The 15,152-nt window shown below is 61.2% G+C and carries 12 protein-coding genes and 1 pseudogene; 8 read left to right on the top strand and 5 right to left on the bottom strand.

The window, feature by feature from the left end:
* Window positions 1-291: 291 nt before the first annotated feature.
* The gene (locus FFH90_RS15095) at window positions 292-576 is read left to right on the top strand and encodes a hypothetical protein (RefSeq protein ID WP_111453258.1); all 285 of its coding nucleotides are present in this window, start codon (window positions 292-294) and stop codon (window positions 574-576) included.
* On the opposite strand, the gene FFH90_RS15090 is transcribed toward FFH90_RS15095, so the two are convergent.
* Window positions 554-1,483 (bottom strand): LysR family transcriptional regulator, encoded by a 930-nt coding sequence (locus FFH90_RS15090; protein ID WP_138867478.1) that lies wholly within the window; start codon window positions 1,481-1,483, stop codon window positions 554-556. The two genes, FFH90_RS15095 and FFH90_RS15090, sit on opposite strands and share 23 nt — an antisense overlap.
* A gap of 100 nt (window positions 1,484-1,583) precedes the next feature.
* Window positions 1,584-2,783: an MFS transporter gene (locus FFH90_RS15085; protein ID WP_138867477.1), complete on the bottom strand. Its 1,200-nt coding sequence runs from the start codon at window positions 2,781-2,783 to the stop codon at window positions 1,584-1,586.
* Between the two features lie 378 nt (window positions 2,784-3,161).
* On the opposite strand from FFH90_RS15085, the gene FFH90_RS15080 reads away from it, so the two are divergent.
* The 4 genes from FFH90_RS15080 to FFH90_RS15065 all read left to right on the top strand — a co-directional run bounded on the left by FFH90_RS15080 (window position 3,162) and on the right by FFH90_RS15065 (window position 8,328).
* Complete coding sequence (locus tag FFH90_RS15080) at window positions 3,162-4,361, top strand: cytochrome c (RefSeq protein WP_225602744.1); 1,200 nt, start codon at window positions 3,162-3,164, stop codon at window positions 4,359-4,361.
* A complete protein-coding gene (locus FFH90_RS15075; protein ID WP_111453256.1) occupies window positions 4,358-4,831 on the top strand; it encodes a (2Fe-2S)-binding protein in 474 nt (157 codons plus the stop codon). The genes FFH90_RS15080 and FFH90_RS15075 overlap by 4 nt, the downstream gene beginning before the upstream one ends.
* Complete coding sequence (locus FFH90_RS15070; RefSeq protein WP_138867476.1) at window positions 4,828-7,065, top strand: molybdopterin cofactor-binding domain-containing protein; 2,238 nt, start codon at window positions 4,828-4,830, stop codon at window positions 7,063-7,065. The genes FFH90_RS15075 and FFH90_RS15070 overlap by 4 nt, the downstream gene beginning before the upstream one ends.
* Window positions 7,066-7,215: 150 nt before the next feature.
* Window positions 7,216-8,328 (top strand): alkene reductase, encoded by a 1,113-nt coding sequence (locus FFH90_RS15065; protein WP_111453254.1) that lies wholly within the window; start codon window positions 7,216-7,218, stop codon window positions 8,326-8,328.
* Window positions 8,329-8,442: 114 nt separating this feature from the next.
* On the opposite strand, the gene FFH90_RS15060 is transcribed toward FFH90_RS15065, so the two are convergent.
* Entirely contained in the window at window positions 8,443-11,472 is a 3,030-nt protein-coding gene (locus tag FFH90_RS15060; RefSeq protein ID WP_138867475.1) for an FAD-binding and (Fe-S)-binding domain-containing protein, read from the bottom strand.
* 160 nt (window positions 11,473-11,632) lie between these two features.
* On the opposite strand from FFH90_RS15060, the gene FFH90_RS15055 reads away from it, so the two are divergent.
* Window positions 11,633-12,517, top strand: a complete 885-nt coding sequence (locus tag FFH90_RS15055; RefSeq protein ID WP_086945559.1) for a LysR substrate-binding domain-containing protein — start codon at window positions 11,633-11,635, stop codon at window positions 12,515-12,517.
* Window positions 12,518-12,625: 108 nt separating this feature from the next.
* Window positions 12,626-13,312: a phytanoyl-CoA dioxygenase family protein gene (locus FFH90_RS15050; protein ID WP_138867474.1), complete on the top strand. Its 687-nt coding sequence runs from the start codon at window positions 12,626-12,628 to the stop codon at window positions 13,310-13,312.
* A 116-nt stretch (window positions 13,313-13,428) separates the two neighbouring features.
* Here the strand turns inward: FFH90_RS15050 and FFH90_RS15045 are convergent, their stop codons facing one another.
* Window positions 13,429-13,920: an AraC family transcriptional regulator gene (locus tag FFH90_RS15045; protein WP_064617675.1), complete on the bottom strand. Its 492-nt coding sequence runs from the start codon at window positions 13,918-13,920 to the stop codon at window positions 13,429-13,431.
* Window positions 13,921-14,019: 99 nt separating this feature from the next.
* On the bottom strand, window positions 14,020-14,856 hold the full coding sequence (locus FFH90_RS15040; protein WP_138867473.1) for an AraC family transcriptional regulator: 837 nt from the start codon (window positions 14,854-14,856) through the stop codon (window positions 14,020-14,022).
* A gap of 195 nt (window positions 14,857-15,051) precedes the next feature.
* Between FFH90_RS15040 and FFH90_RS30355 the strand changes: the two are divergent.
* Window positions 15,052-15,129 (top strand): annotated as a pseudogene (locus tag FFH90_RS30355) (integrase); the annotation flags it as partial.
* Window positions 15,130-15,152: the final 23 nt, after the last annotated feature.

Genomic DNA, 15,152 nt, shown 5'->3' with positions numbered 1-15,152 from the left:
GACAGAGTCCAATCCAGCACACCTGAGCGGTGACCTCTTCGTCACCGTGGTTATGCCTGCCTGCCAGACTCGCGCTACATCCCAACCCGGCCCAGTTGCCGGGCTTTTTTTATTCGTGCCTTCGGCCATTTCACACCGTCTTCACAACCGAACTCCTACAGTTCACTTGCTCCTTTGAAAACATCCCCTGGCCCGCCCGCATGCGGGCCATTTTTTTGCCTGCCGTAACGCGAACGAACGCCCTCACCCGCCAGGTGTCGAACGCTTACACATCACGAAGGAGTATGTCCCATGGTCACTCACTTCAAAGTCGGCGGGCACCTGGCCTGCGGGCACAAAGGCAGCAACCTCACTTCCAGTAGCATATTGAACAGGGTGAAATGCAGAAGCTGCCGCAACACCGATGCGTACAAGGAAGCGCGCAAAACCGAACGCAACGCCGCCCGTCGGGCCGCACGCAAGGCCAAAGCCACCCACACCGCCAATGATTGGCGCTCAGAGTGGACCCAACGGCTGATCGAGATGCCCGGACTGCAACGGCTACCGCGTGGCTTTACTGGCCAGCCATTTGTATAGCTGACACGCCAGGCGTGAGGATTTCCTCTAGAAATTCGATAAACACATTGATCCGGCTGGATCCCCGGTGGTTGGGCAAATACAGCGCGTTGATGCAGCTGCTCGCACTGCCGGGATTGACTTCGTAGTGTTCCAGCAACCGCGTCAGCCGGCCTGCGGCGACATCGTCGCGCACCAGCCAGTCGGCCAACAGGGTCACCCCGCCGCCGGCGATTGCCGCTTCGCGCAGGATGTCGGCGTTGTTGCTTTGCAGGCGGCCGTGCACATTGAGCTGGATGGTTTCCTTATCGCCCTGGAACGTCCAGCACTGGTGCGAACCAGCGTAATCAAAGCGCAGGCATTGGTGCTCGAGCAAGTCGCGAGGATGACACGGCGCCGTGTGGCGGCTCAGGTAATCCGGGCTGGCCACCACCCAGCGCTGGAAGGCCCCTACCCGTTTACTGACGATGTCTTCACTGACCACCGACGATCCCAGACGCACCGACACGTCGATCTGTTCGCTCAGCAGGTCGCTGACCTGATCGCTCAACGACACGCTTATTTCCAGTCCCGGATGGCGCTCGAGCAATCGGCCCAGATGCGGCGCGATGATCCGCCGACCAAACTCGACGGGCACGCTGATCCGCAGGCGTCCTTGCGCCTCGCTGCCACGGTCGGCAACCACGGCATCGGCTTCGTCGATGGCGTCAAGAATCGCCACAGCCTTTTCGAAATAGGTTTGCCCGGCGACGGTCACGCTGGTGTTGCGTGTCGTGCGGTTGAGCAGGCTGGCGCCGAGCTCGTTTTCCAGCCCCGCCACCTGGCGAGTGACCGAAGACGTCGAGATGCCGAGCTTGCGCGCTGCGGAGGAATAACCGCCGCAACGCACGGTTTCAACAAACATCTTCAGTGCCAGCAACTTGTCCATAAGCGGAATCCGGTCAAAAAGAAACGGTGATGATAGTGCATCACCGTTCGCCAGCCGTCTTGTATGACCGTGCTTCACCGGACTCCCCCACACCCGGCGCTCAGGCATTGGCCTTGCGGCCGAGGAACATCACCAAAGCCAGGGTCGGGAGCAATGCCACCGACGCGGCAGACAGGTTCCAGCCGAAGTGCTCGTAGAGCGGGCTCGCCACCAGCGATCCCAAGGCACCGCCAACGAAGATACTGGTCATGTACACGGCGTTGAGTCGTGCCCGGCTGTGCGGGTCGATGGCGTACACCTCGCGCTGGCCCAGCACCATGTTCAGTTGCACGGCGAAATCCAGCAGCACCGCACACACCACCAGCCACAGGTAGCTGCTGCCGGGCAGCGCAGCGATCAACAATGAAACCGGTGCCAGCAGCAGTGCGACCCGTGTTCCGCGGTGGCCGTGGCCGGCATCGGCCAAGCGCCCGGCAATCGGCGCAGCGACTGCACCTACCGCTCCGACTAGGGCAAAAATCGCCACCTGCGCCTGGCTGAAACCGTGGTGACGCATCAGCTCAATCGGTGCAAGCGTCCAGAACAGGCTGAAGCTGGCGAACAACAATCCCTGATACAACGAACGTTGACGCAGCACCGGATGGCGACGAGCCAGGGTAAACACCGAGCCGATCAGCGCGGCATAAGTCGCCTGATGCGTTGGCACACGGCGCGGCAGCGCAGCCGCGGTGATCAGGGCGATGACGGCCATCAGCGCCGCCGCGCTGTAAAACACCCCGCGCCAGCCAAACACTTCCACCAGCAGGCTGGACAGCGGACGCGACAACAGAATGCCCAGCAGCAGCCCGCTCATGATATTTCCCACCACACGGCCGCGCGTGGCTTCGGGCGCCAGATGCGCCGCCAGTGGCACCAGAATCTGCACTGCAACCGAAGTGAGGCCGATCAGCAAGGAAAATACGAGGAACATCGACGGCGAGTGCGTCAGCCCGGCACACAGCAGCGTAACGCTCGCCGCGAGGGTGAAACCCACGACCAGGCGCCGGTTTTCCATCAGGTCGGCCAGCGGTACCAGCAACAGCAGACCCAACGCATAACCAAACTGTGTGAGTGAAACGATCAGGCTGGCATTGGCGCTGGACAGGCCGATCTGCGGCGCGATCAATTCGACAATCGGCTGGGCGTAATAGAGGTTGGCCACGACCGCGCCGCAGCAAAATGCCAGGAACGCGACCATCAGGCCGGAGAGTGAAGCAGGCTGTTCGGCCTTGGCCGCTGCTGCGGGGTTACCCGTGAGCATGATGACACCTCGTTGAGTTCGGGAAAGTGATGCCAAGGCTAAGGGCATGGGCCGACACAGAGAATCCATCATCCGGGCAATGGAGTGATGCGCCATCCGCAACGACCCCGGCGTTGCCGTTGGCGCAAAGCGCTATTGCGCGACGTGGCAATACTCCGGCGCTTGCGCTTTCTCTAACCTTGGGCACTTGGCGCAGGGCTCTCCATCAGCGCCCTTCCCCCGGATGCTCAAGGAGCTGTTCATGATCCCGAATCCTTCATCGATGCGCACCGCGCGTCCCTCGTGTTTCAAATCCTCATGAAGGGCAACTTCCTGAGATCCAGCCCCCTCTGGATCAGCGCGGCCGCCCTCGCTTCGATAGGTGCAATCGGCGCAGCGATGCTGATGTGGCGCCCGGCGATAGCACCGATTGAGCGCCCGCGAACGTTCGATGCCGCGCAATTGCAGCGCGGTGCGCGGGTGGTCGAAGCAGGCGATTGTGCGGTGTGTCATACGCGTCCGGGCGGTCAATACATGGCAGGCGGGCTGCCGCTGGTGACGCCGTTCGGCACGCTCTACAGCACCAACATCACACCCGACCCGCAGACCGGTCTCGGCCAATGGTCACTGCCGGCGTTCGAGCGGGCGATGCGTGAAGGGATCGCCCGCGATGGCCACTTCCTGTACCCCGCCTTCCCGTACGTGCACTACCGGCGCATGAGCGAAGACGACATTGCCGACGCGTATGCGTACTTGATGAGCGGCCCTGCCGTGAATTCACCGGCCATGCAAAACCACATGAATTTCCCGATGAACATCCGGCCGCTGGTGTCGTTCTGGAATCTGCTGTTTCTGCATGCAAAGCCGCTGACGCCGGTAGCGCAACAATCTGAAGCGTGGAATCGCGGACGTTATCTGGTTGAAGGCCCCGGCCACTGTGCGGGCTGCCATTCACCGTTGAACCTGATCGGTGCCGAGAAGTCCGGCGAAAGCCTCGCGGGCGGAGAGGTGGATGGCTGGGAGGCGCCTTCGCTGCTCGGCATGGCCCGTCGCACAAACCCGTGGAGCACTGAGCAGTTGGTCCACTATCTGCGGGCAGAAGTGGTGGACGGGCACGGCACAGCCGCGGGCCCGATGCGCCCGGTCAGCCTCAGTCTGGCTCGCTTGCCGGTCAGTGACGCCGAGGCGATTGCCGAGTATTTGCTGAGCCTGCAAACCAGGGCTGCGATCACCGAAATCCAACCCGGCGCCGGGAACGTTGAGACCTTGGACCAGACCAGCGGCGCCCTGCTGTTCGCCAGTGCCTGCGCCGGTTGTCATGCCCCTGCGGCGCCGATGCGCGAGATCGACGGGCGTCCGGGGCTGGATCGCACCTCGGCACTGCAAGCCCCAAGCGCACGCAACTTCCTGAAAACCGTGCTCGAAGGCGTGCCGGCAATGCCGGGCGTGCCCGGACCGGTCATGCCGCCGTTTGCCGCCAGCCTGGACAACGTTCAACTCATCGCCCTGGCGTCATACCTGCGCCAGCAAGCCAGGCCTGACCAACCCTGGACAGAGCTTTCTTCCACTATTGAAGCGATCCGTCAGGAGACGAAATGACCCAAGTCACGCTCAACGTCAACGGCTCGGCCCATGCATTGGAGCTGGAACCTGACATGCCGCTGCTCTATGCGCTGCGTAATCATCTGGGGCTGAACGGCGCCAAATACGGGTGTGGTTTGGGGCAGTGCGGCGCCTGTACGGTCATCGTCGATGACAAGCCGGTTTTTTCTTGCGTGACGCCCTGCGCGGGCCTTGAGGGCAAGAAGGTTCGAACGGTTGAAAGCCTCGGTTCTGCCGAACGTCCCGGCCCTTTGCAGAAAGCCTTTATCGACAAACAGGCGGCTCAATGCGGCTACTGCATCGCCGGCATGCTGATGCGCGCGCAGTCATTGCTGGAAAGCAATCCGCACCCGGACGAGCAGACCATTCGCGAGCACATGGCAGGCAACCTGTGTCGTTGCGGCACCCACCTGCGGATTATCGAGGCAATCAGCCTGGTGGCCGGGCAAAACGGGAGCGCGACATGACGATGGAGAAAAAAGTCGACCACAGTCGCCGGGCGTTCTTGCGTGGAGGCGCCTTGCTGGTGGCGTTTACCCTGGTGCCGGCGGCGCGTCGTGCATGGGCCGACACCGAAGTGGATACCCTCGGCACGGTGGTGCTGGCGCCTGATCTGCCCGGCAGCCTGCGCACCAATCCCTACCTCGATGCGTGGATTCGCGTGGGCCCTGAAGGCATCACCGTCTACACCGGCAAGGTCGAATTGGGCACTGGCGTCAAAACAGCCTTGCTGCAAATTGCCGCCGAACGTCTGGAGGTTTCGCCGACGGCGATCAACCTGCTGACTGCCGACACTGCCCTGACGCCCAACGAAGGCTACACCGCTGGCAGCCATAGCATTTTCGACAGCGGCACCGCGCTGTTCAACGCGGCGGCGCAGGTGCGTGAGTTATTGCTGCAGTCGGCCGGGCGCAGCTGGGAGGTGGCACCGCCACTGTTGACGACGCAGGAAGGCGTCATTCACGGCCCTGCCGGACAACGAATGTCCTACGCTGACGCCGTCAAAAACGTCGATCTGCACCTCTATGCCAAGTCCGAATCGCCGGCAATGCCCGCGACGGGCTTCAAGCTGATCGGTCATTCGCTGCAACGACTGGACATTCCGGCAAAAGTCAGCGGCGGCCCTGCATTTGTTCAGGACATTCGTCTGCCGGGCATGCTGCACGCTCGGGTAATTCGCCCTCCTCGTCCCGGCTGTACGCTGGAGGCCTTCGACGCGGAGTCGATCAAAACGTTGGCCGGGGTTGTGCAGGTGATTCGCGACGGCAATTACCTTGCCGTGGTGGCGCGTGATGAATGGCAAGCGATCAAGGCCATGCGCAGCGGATATGAATCGGCGCGCTGGAGCGGTGGACAAGCGATACCCGAGTCACGGGACATCCACACATTGCTCGAGCGCCTGCCTTCACGCCGCTACCCGATCAGCCATGAGGGAACCCCACAGGTGGCGACCGACAAGAGCTATCGAGCGCGCGTGACCAAGCAATACCTGATGCACGGATCCATCGGCCCGTCCTGCGCCGTGGCCTGGTTCAAGGACGGCACCCTCACCGTCTGGACCCACACCCAAGGCGTGTATCCGCTGCGCGCCGGGATCGCCGAAATGCTGCGGCTACCGCCCGACCGCGTTCGCTGTATCCACACCGAAGGGTCCGGTTGTTACGGCCACAACGGCGCAGACGATGCAGCGGCCGACGCGGCGTTGATTGCCATGCGAATACCGGGCACGCCGGTGCGGGTGCAGTGGATGCGCGAGCAGGAAAATCTCTGGGAACCCTACAGCTCGGCGATGGTGACTGAAGTGCAGGCCAATCTTGATGCGCAAGGTCGATTGCAGGACTGGAACTATGAACTGTGGACCACGCCGCATAACGAACGCATCGTCAACGCGGGCCGGTTGCTGCCGGCGCGACTGCTGGCCCGGCCGTTCATCTCTGCGCCTTCGGTGCCCATCGCTCAACCTGAAGGCGACGGCGATCGCAATGCCGTGCCGCTGTACACGCTGGCATCCACGCGCATCAACATGAACTTCGTCACTGAGATGCCGTTTCGCACCTCTGCCATGCGCTCGCTGGGCGCGCACATCAACATCTTCGCAATCGAGGCGTGCATCGATGAGCTTGCCGCCAGGGCCGGGAGCGATCCGGTGGCCTTGCGCCTTGCGCATCTGGCAGATCCCCGGGCGCGGGCCGTGGTGGAGCGCGTGCGCGACGCCATCGGCTGGTCGCAAAAAAGCAGCGAACCCGGCGCGGGCATCGGCTTCGCGTTTGCCCGCTATAAAAACATCATGGGTTATTGCGCGATCGCGGTGCGCTTGCGCGTACATCCGCAGACCGGCGAGGTGCAGGTCGATCACGTCGTCACGGCGGTAGACGTCGGGCAAATCGTCAATCCCGATGGCCTGCGCAACCAGGTGGAAGGCGGGATCGTGCAGTCCACCAGCTGGACGCTCTATGAAAAAGTCGCCTATGACGCCGGGGGCATACGCAGCTACGACTGGAGTGGCTACCCGATCCTGCGTTTTTCGCAGGTGCCGAAAAAGGTCGACGTGCACCTGCTCGACCAGCCGGGACAGCCGTTTCTCGGCGCCGCCGAAATCGTCCAGGGACCGATGGCCGCCGCCCTCGGCAATGCCGTGGCGAACGCTACCGGCCGACGCTGGCTGAACCTTCCTTTGACCCGCTCAGAGCAACCGTCCTGACCCTGCGCAGCGTTGCGTTTCACGCAATGCAGCGTAGAGGCTGATGCGGATTATCAAGCGGCATGCAGCGGATTAACTTACGGCCATACGGTGCCTGGCCAAACGTCCATCGCCGCCCTGCTCCCTCTTTTCGAAACCCGGAGAAATTCTATGACGCAGCAACTGTTCCAACCCATCGCATTGGGGCCATACACACTCCCGCACCGAGTGGCGATGGCGCCGCTGACCCGCTCACGCGCCGGGCAACCGGGCGATGTCCCGACGGCCATGAACGCCGAATATTACCGCCAGCGTGCGAGCGCCGCGTTGATCATCACCGAGGCGACGCAAATCTCCCGACAGGGCCAGGGCTATGCCTGGACCCCGGGAATCTACAGCGATGAGCAGGTACAGGCCTGGCGCGAAGTCAGCAGCCAGGTGCACGAGGCCGGCGGTTTGATCTTCATGCAACTCTGGCACGTGGGCCGCGTGTCGCACCCAAGCTTTCAGCCCGACAACGCCCTCCCGGTGGCCCCAAGCGCATTACCCGTGCCGGGCAAAACGTTCATCGTCGACGCGGATGGCAACGGTGTGTGGGGCGATGTGCCGGTTCCGCGGGCACTGGAAACCTCGGAGATCGCTGACATCATCAACGACTACCGCCGGGCCGCGCGCAATGCGCTGAACGCCGGGATGGATGGCGTGGAAATTCACGCCGGCAACGGCTATCTGTTGGATCAGTTCATCAACAGCAACAGTAACCAGCGCGAGGATAGCTACGGCGGCAGCCTGGAAAACCGTGCGCGCCTGTTATTGGAAGTGGTTGCTGCCGTCGTCGACGAAGTCGGTGCGCAGCGCGTGGGCGTACGCCTCACGCCGATGGGACGCTTCATGGGCATGGGCGATGAGACGCCGCAAGCTACGTTCGGCCACATCGTACGTTCGTTGAACCAGTGGAATCTGGCCTACCTGCACCTCGTCGAGCCTGCCGTCGTTGGCACCGTCAAGGACGAGAACTTCGATCCGCGCTGGGATGCAATCATCGGCCAACTGCGTGCAGCGTGGGACGGCGTGCTGATGATCGCCGGTGGCTACGACCCCGAGACGGCGGAACAGGCCTTGATCGACGGCCGCGCGGACATCATCGCGTTCGGCAGGCCGTTTCTGGCCAACCCTGATCTGCCACGACGAATTCGCGACGGGTTATCGCTCAATGCGCCGGATCCGAGCACCTTCTTCGGTGGCGATCAGCGTGGATACGTGGATTACCCGGCTCACTCCTGACAGGTGAATCCAGACCATCAATGCACCTTGGCGCGCCCGTGGGCGCCTCGTCCGACGGGCAGGAGCGCCGCGCCAAGGAACTGATGCTGCGTGCAATCAGCCGCAGCGTTTGCATCAGCGAACTGGCTGAACAATGCGCTCTAGCACAACCTCCAGTGGATGGCGCAATTGCGTGTTGGCGAAGCGCTTCACCTGACTGCGGCAGGAGTATCCCGTCGCCAGCGCCTCACCCTTTTTGTCCAGCTTGCCGGCCCATGACTGCTCGAAAATGGTCCGCGAGGTGTCCTGGTTCCGGGCTTCATGACCGTAGGTTCCAGACATGCCGCAGCAGCCGGTCGCCTCAGTCGTCAACTTGAGCCCGAGCCGGGCAAAAACGGTTTCCCATTGCGAAGTGCTGGCCGGGACATTGGTTTTCTCGGTGCAGTGCGCCAACAAACGGAAGGTATCAGTCGCCGGATGCGGATTTTCCGGCAACGCATCGCAGAGCCATTCCTGGGGTAGCAGGACCTTTGGGCAATCGTTGAGCCCCGGTACTTTCTGATATTCCTGGCGGTAGACCAGGGTCATCGCCGGGTCCAGGCCCACCAGCGGCACTCCACAGTCGGCGAGCGCCTTGAGCTGATGGGCGTTGCGGATCGCCGCCTTGGCGAAGGCACCGAGGAAACCCTGCACATGCAAAGGCTTGCCGTTGGGGCTATAGGGCGCCAGAAACACCCGATAACCCAGCTGATGCGCCAACTGGATGAAGCTCGCCAGCAATGGGGTTTCGAAGTACCGGGTGAAGGCGTCCTGCACCAGCACCACGCTGCGCTCGCGTTGCGCGACAGTGAGCTCGCGCAAGGCTGGCACACTGGCGACAGCGACCTTGCAGCGGGTCAGCGTGGCCTGCAGGTTATGGCGATTGATCAACGGACTGTCGAGCATACCGACCTGTCGCTCTAGCAGACGGCTCACCCATTTCGAGCTCATCACCGCGTTGTACACACCTGGCGCGTAGGCCATGTAAGGCAGGGTGAACTCCAGCGAGCCGATCAAATAGTCGCGCAGCGGGCGTTGATAACGACCGTGGTACAGCTCCAGAAATCGCGAACGGAATTCCGGCACGTTGACCTTGACCGGGCATTGTCCCGCACAGGATTTACAGGCCAGACACCCCGCCATCGCGTCGTAGACCTCATGGGAGAAATCCGCCTCGCCGCGCGAGCGCGCCAGGTTGTTGCGCAACCGAGCTGGCAACCCGCTCAGCCACGACAATTTGCCTCGGGCCGCTTGCAGTACATCGATATTGGCCGCGCCTTGCAGACGCAACCACTCGCGAATCAATGAGGCCCTGCCCTTTGGCGAATGCTGGCGTTCACGGGTGGCTTTCCACGACGGGCACATCGCATCGTTGGGATCGTAGTTGTAGCAGGCGCCATTACCGTTGCAGTGCACGGCGGAGCCGAAGCTTTGCCAGACGCGCTCGTCGATTTGCCGGTCCAGGTCACCACGCAGCGTGACTTCGTTGACCTTGAGCAAGCCTTGGGCGGCGTCCGGCGGAGTGCAGATTTTGCCGGGATTGAGCTGATTGTGCGGGTCGAACGCGCCCTTGAGCGATTGCAGCGCCGGGTACAGCTCGCCAAAAAATTCGGGGACATATTCCGAACGCAAACCTTTGCCGTGCTCACCCCACAGCAGCCCCCCATAACGCCGGGTCAGCTCGGCCACGGCATCGGAAATCGGCTTGACCAGAGCGGCCTGGGCCGGATCTTTCATATCCAGCGCCGGACGTACATGCAACACACCGGCATCGACGTGACCGAACATGCCATAGGCCAGGCCATGGCTATCCAGCAAGGCGCGGAACTCAGCGATGTAGTCAGCCAGTTTCTCCGGTGGCACGGCGGTGTCTTCGACGAAAGGCTGCGGGCGAACCTCGCCGTCAACGTTACCCAGCAGCCCGACCGAGCGTTTGCGCATGGTGTATACGCGGGTCACGGCTTCGGCCCCTTCGGCCAGGGTGTGGCCCAGTCGCTCAATCGTCGTGTCGGCCTGCAGATGCTCCACGAACGACGCCACGCGAGCATTTACGTCCGCCAGGTCTTCCCCGCTGAACTCCACCAGGTTGATGCCCAGCGTCGCGCGCCCGGCGTCCGTCGGGAAGTACTCGGCGACGCTGTGCCAGACGATGTCTTTCATCGCCAGCATCAACACTTTGGAGTCCACGGTTTCGATGGACAACGGCTTGTGCGCCAATAACGCATTAGCGTCGCGCAACGCATCCATGAAGCTGCTGTAGCGCACGTTCACCAACACCGAATACTTGGGAATCGGCAGCACGTTGAGCTTGGCCTCGACGATGTAGCCCAACGAACCTTCCGCACCGCACAGCACACTGTTGAGGTTGAAACGCCCGTGCTCGTCGCGCAGGTGCGCCAGGTCGTAACCGGTCAGGCAGCGGTTGAGTTTCGGGAATACCGACTCGATCAGGTCGGCCTGGGTTTCCTGAATGTGCCGCGCCGTCCGGTACACCTCGCCGATGCGGCCGGATTGCGTGCATGCCACTTCCAGCTCCGCGTCGGACAGAGGCCGGCTGTGCAGGCGCTCGCCACCGAGCAGCACACTGTGCAGTTCCAGCACGTGATCGCGGGTCTTGCCATAGGTGCAACTCCCCTGGCCGCTGGCGTCGGTGTTGATCATGCCGCCGACGGTGGCGCGGTTGGACGTCGACAGCTCCGGGGCGAAGAACAGCCCATGGGGTTTGAGCGCGGCATTCAGCTGGTCCTTGACCACGCCCGCCTGCACCCGCACCCAACGCTCGGCGACGTTGATTTCCAGGATGGTGTTCATGTGCCGCGACAAGTCGACCACGATGCCATCGGTCAATGACTGGCCGTTGGTGCCGGTGCCGCCGCCTCGCGGGGTCAGCTTGATCTGGCGAAAGCGTGGTTCGGCCATCAAGGTCGCGATGCGTGCGATGTCGTCCGCGTCCATGGGGAACACCGCCGCTTGCGGCAGGCGCTGGTAAATCGAGTTGTCGGTCGCCAGCACGGTGCGGGTGGCGTAGTCGGCGCTGAGCTGGCCACGAAAGCCGCTGGCGCGCAGGGCCTGAAGAAATTCCGGGTAGTCTGCCGCGAGTGCAACGGTGGGCAACTGAGCGATCATCGCAGGCTGTTCTCTTGTCGGTCTAATCATGGGAAAAAATCAAAACACTTGTCGCCTGAGCATTAATGGGTCAGCCTCAGGTCGTCGGCTACGCCAATGATCCTGTAGGCTCTGGCGCCGGACAAACGGATAATCCTGCCGCTATCGATGACTTTTACGAATGAATTACCGTCACCTCACGCCCTCGATGTCGTTGCTGCTGGCCTTTGAGGCCGCCGCCCGCCATGAAAGCTACACCCGTGCCGCGATGGAACTGTCACTGACCCAAAGCGCCGTGAGCCGGCAAGTCCAGGCGCTGGAACAGCAACTGGGCCTGACGCTGTTTCGCCGTGAAGGCCGGCAAGTGCAGTTGACCGATGTCGGTCGTCTCTACCAGCGGGAAATGAGCGAAGCGCTCGGACGCATCCGCAGCGCCACGTTGCAAGCCATGGCTTATCAATCCGGCAGCGGCACCCTGCGCCTGGCCACCTTGCCGACCTTCGGCTCGAAGTGGTTATTGCCGCGCCTACATGACTTCTACAAAACCCATCCCGGCATGCTGGTGCACATCAATTCCCGGATCGACGCCATCGACTTCGAAACCAGCGGTATCGATGCCGCGATCGTCGTCGGCAATGCCGATTTGCCGGGTCTGATCAGCCATCGCCTGCACACCGAAGAACTGATGGTGATCATTTCTCCAGAAGTGGCCGAGCTCCACGACGCCTGGACGCCGGAGCGCATTGGCGCACAGACACTGCTCAACGTCGCAAACAACGCTAACGTCTGGGGCGAGTGGTTCAGCCACCACGCCCTGCCCCATCGAATGATGCGGCTGGGGCCGAGTTTCGAACTCACCTCGCACTTGATCCAGGCCGTCAGGGCTGGCATCGGCATCGGTTTGGTGCCACGTATTCTAGTGGCCGACGAGTTGGCCAACGCAGAGCTGATCAGCCTCGACCAGCCGTTCGCCAGCCAGCGCAGTTACTACCTGACCTACCCGCCGCGCAACGAGATGTTGCCATCGCTTATCGCGTTCCGTACCTGGTTGCTGGAACAGATCTGAACGAGCGCGAAGAACAGGCTGACCATTTTGTTCTTCTATGATGTCCATCAGTTGCGCGCGCAACTGCAGGATTTTTGATGCGTTGGTGGCAAGGGAATTGAGGAATCGATGACTGACCGCGAACAACTCCATCGAGATGGCTTTGCGCTGCTCCGTCGAGCGATCCCAGCCGAGTGGCTGGGTGACCTTCGTGCCGTGTTCGATGCGGGCGTGAAGCCGGCGGACCAATGGCCAGTGCCGCGTGGCATGGATTGGCGCCATTCGCTGCTGGATTCTGATTCGAAGATTCAGGCGGTGTGTCGTCTGCCGGAGCTGCTGACGGTGGTTGGTGAGCTGATCGGAGAGCGGTTTTTCCTCTCGCAGGTGGAGGGTCGCGAGCCCCTTGCAGGTGGCGGTCATCAGCAGCTGCACCGCGACTTGTCGGTCCAACGGCCAGGCGACATTGTGAACGCTATTGCTTACTTCGACGATTATGGCCCCGAGAACGGCGCAACACGTATCGTTCCCGGCAGCCATCGCCCTGACCAGGAAGCGCCGCCATACGACTTCAATGATGAGTCCCGGTCCGTGCAGCTTTCAGGCTCCGCGGGTGACATCCTGGTGTTTGATGCCGATTTAGTGCATGCGGGCAGTCTGAACTCGATCGGCGCACGCCGACGCTCCATCCTGATCAGCTATTTTTCGGAGCCTTTATACGCGTCACACCTGGAAACGGTGAGCCTGCGCAGTATCCGGATGGACACAACCGATCGGTTCGACCCTTCGGACTTTACCTGCTCAAGCCATCAAAAATAGCGGACCGAAAACCAACAAGGAGTGCCTGCTATCAATGGCAGCCCCCACCACACCCGTCCAACTGACAATCGGACGGGTGTGGTGGCCTTGATGGATTCTCCAGGGGGGATCCACCCCTACAGCTGGGACTTTTTTTGTGTCCGCCACTTTCCTGGGGGCATATTGAATTTACTGGAGAACATTCGGGTGAAATGGGCTTGATCAGCAAACCCGCACTCCAACCCCACTTGAGAAATAGAAAAATCAGTTTGCTCAAGGAATTCTTTCGCTCGGGTTAATCTTGCAAGCTGAAGCCAATCACGTGGGGAGTGGCCCGTAGCATTCTTGAAAGCTCGGGAAAAATGACTTCGTGACAAGGAACACTCCTTGGCTACGGCCGAAACCTGAATGCCGCAATCAAGGTTTTCCATCATGACTTCTTTTGCTTTTCGCTCCTGCCAATAACTCAGTCTGCCCGGCCCGTTATTGGTCGCTATGAGTCGCAGATTGGCGCATGCCATCGTCATGATCGGCTCAGCGCCAAGCCCGGCGGCACCGATTGCGATGGATACCCGTTTGTCGCCTCCCTGGCTGGACTTGAAGACTTCTACAACGTCCACGTCGTTCATTGTGACCTCTCAATGTTGGAGACGAGGTCTATTGTGGCCAGCATCATTTTGGCGAAAGCGCTTGATCGGGCCGTCCATGCGCCCGTTTGGGCCAGATCGTTAGCGGGGTTTGCGTAGCCCGCTTGGGGTTAGACCCAGGTGGCGCTTGAACAGTCGAGCAAGGTATGAGGGGGAGTCCAGGCCTACCGCGAGGCTGACTTCGAGGATCGATAGTGAAGTGCATGAAACAAGCCGGGCGGCCGTTTCCACTCGGGTGCGGTTGGTGAAATCCAGCAGGGTTTCGCCCGTAATGTCTTTGAAGATACGAGTAAGGTGACGCCGTGACAGGTGGAACTCATGCCCAATCGACTCAATATCCAAATCTGTTTCCAGATTCTCCTGAATGTAGCGCTGTATGTCGCGAACCAGCGTCGCCTGCTGCTGATGTTCACTCGGCTGCGGCTGAGTCTGCTGACAAGCGATAACCCGCGCGCACTCCTCGAAGAGCAGATGATTGAGATGGGGTAATTGGCGCTGAAAGGCCTCCGCGGATGCACTGCCTTGCAGTTGGTCGTACAGGCGCAAGATACTTTCCAGCGTCTCTGTTCCTTGCCAGATCCCCGATCGATTTACCTGTTTGGCGAAACCGCTGTAACCGTTCATCTGTCCTTGATGCTTGATGTAAGAGGGATCGACATACAAGGTCATATGTTTCTCCCGCCCCGGAACCGCTTGGGTTGCGTGTGCAAAGTCTGCCGGCACAAAGGAAAACAACCGGGGCGAAACGTGAGAAGTTTGGCTGCTTTCGGTCGACAGAAATAGCCCTCCCTGGCGTGGTAACAGCAGCATATGACAGTCGTGGGCGTGCCAATCCACGGCGTAGCCACTGGTGTCGCTAGTCTCCAAGTGAAACACTTCGGGCGACTGACCACTGAGCTTGGACGACATGTAGGCCATAAAATAGACCCCTTAATACAAGTGCACCGCTGCAATAGCCTCGTCGGGGCGGTTCTGAGCGGCGGATGGGGACCATCGGTAACAATAGATGCGTCATCATACATACCTTCCCAACGCCGCACGACCAGACCAAAGCGTCCCTCCCCCCCTTGACTTGCGCCCGACCCACGCGCACTGCCGATCGCTGTGGATGACCCGGATCATCTCTCCATCAGGCAATACGCTCGAATAGTCCAAACATGGGTAACAGCCATTGGACTTGATCCGACGATGCAATTTTTTGAGGTATGCATTCC

The organism is Pseudomonas sp. ATCC 43928 (assembly GCF_005938665.2).
Classification (GTDB): domain Bacteria; phylum Pseudomonadota; class Gammaproteobacteria; order Pseudomonadales; family Pseudomonadaceae; genus Aquipseudomonas.
The sequence above is the reverse complement of the archived record's forward strand: the minus strand, read 5'-3'. Positions and strand labels throughout refer to the sequence as shown.

Coding starts and splice junctions, on each gene's coding strand:
- FFH90_RS15095 (WP_111453258.1), top strand. CDS start 292: ATGGTCACTCACTTCAAAGTCGGCGGGCACCTGGCCTGCGGGCACAAA.
- FFH90_RS15090 (WP_138867478.1), bottom strand. CDS start 1,483: ATGGACAAGTTGCTGGCACTGAAGATGTTTGTTGAAACCGTGCGTTGC.
- FFH90_RS15085 (WP_138867477.1), bottom strand. CDS start 2,783: ATGCTCACGGGTAACCCCGCAGCAGCGGCCAAGGCCGAACAGCCTGCT.
- FFH90_RS15080 (WP_225602744.1), top strand. CDS start 3,162: ATGCTGATGTGGCGCCCGGCGATAGCACCGATTGAGCGCCCGCGAACG.
- FFH90_RS15075 (WP_111453256.1), top strand. CDS start 4,358: ATGACCCAAGTCACGCTCAACGTCAACGGCTCGGCCCATGCATTGGAG.
- FFH90_RS15070 (WP_138867476.1), top strand. CDS start 4,828: ATGACGATGGAGAAAAAAGTCGACCACAGTCGCCGGGCGTTCTTGCGT.
- FFH90_RS15065 (WP_111453254.1), top strand. CDS start 7,216: ATGACGCAGCAACTGTTCCAACCCATCGCATTGGGGCCATACACACTC.
- FFH90_RS15060 (WP_138867475.1), bottom strand. CDS start 11,472: ATGATCGCTCAGTTGCCCACCGTTGCACTCGCGGCAGACTACCCGGAA.
- FFH90_RS15055 (WP_086945559.1), top strand. CDS start 11,633: ATGAATTACCGTCACCTCACGCCCTCGATGTCGTTGCTGCTGGCCTTT.
- FFH90_RS15050 (WP_138867474.1), top strand. CDS start 12,626: ATGACTGACCGCGAACAACTCCATCGAGATGGCTTTGCGCTGCTCCGT.
- FFH90_RS15045 (WP_064617675.1), bottom strand. CDS start 13,920: ATGAACGACGTGGACGTTGTAGAAGTCTTCAAGTCCAGCCAGGGAGGC.
- FFH90_RS15040 (WP_138867473.1), bottom strand. CDS start 14,856: ATGGCCTACATGTCGTCCAAGCTCAGTGGTCAGTCGCCCGAAGTGTTT.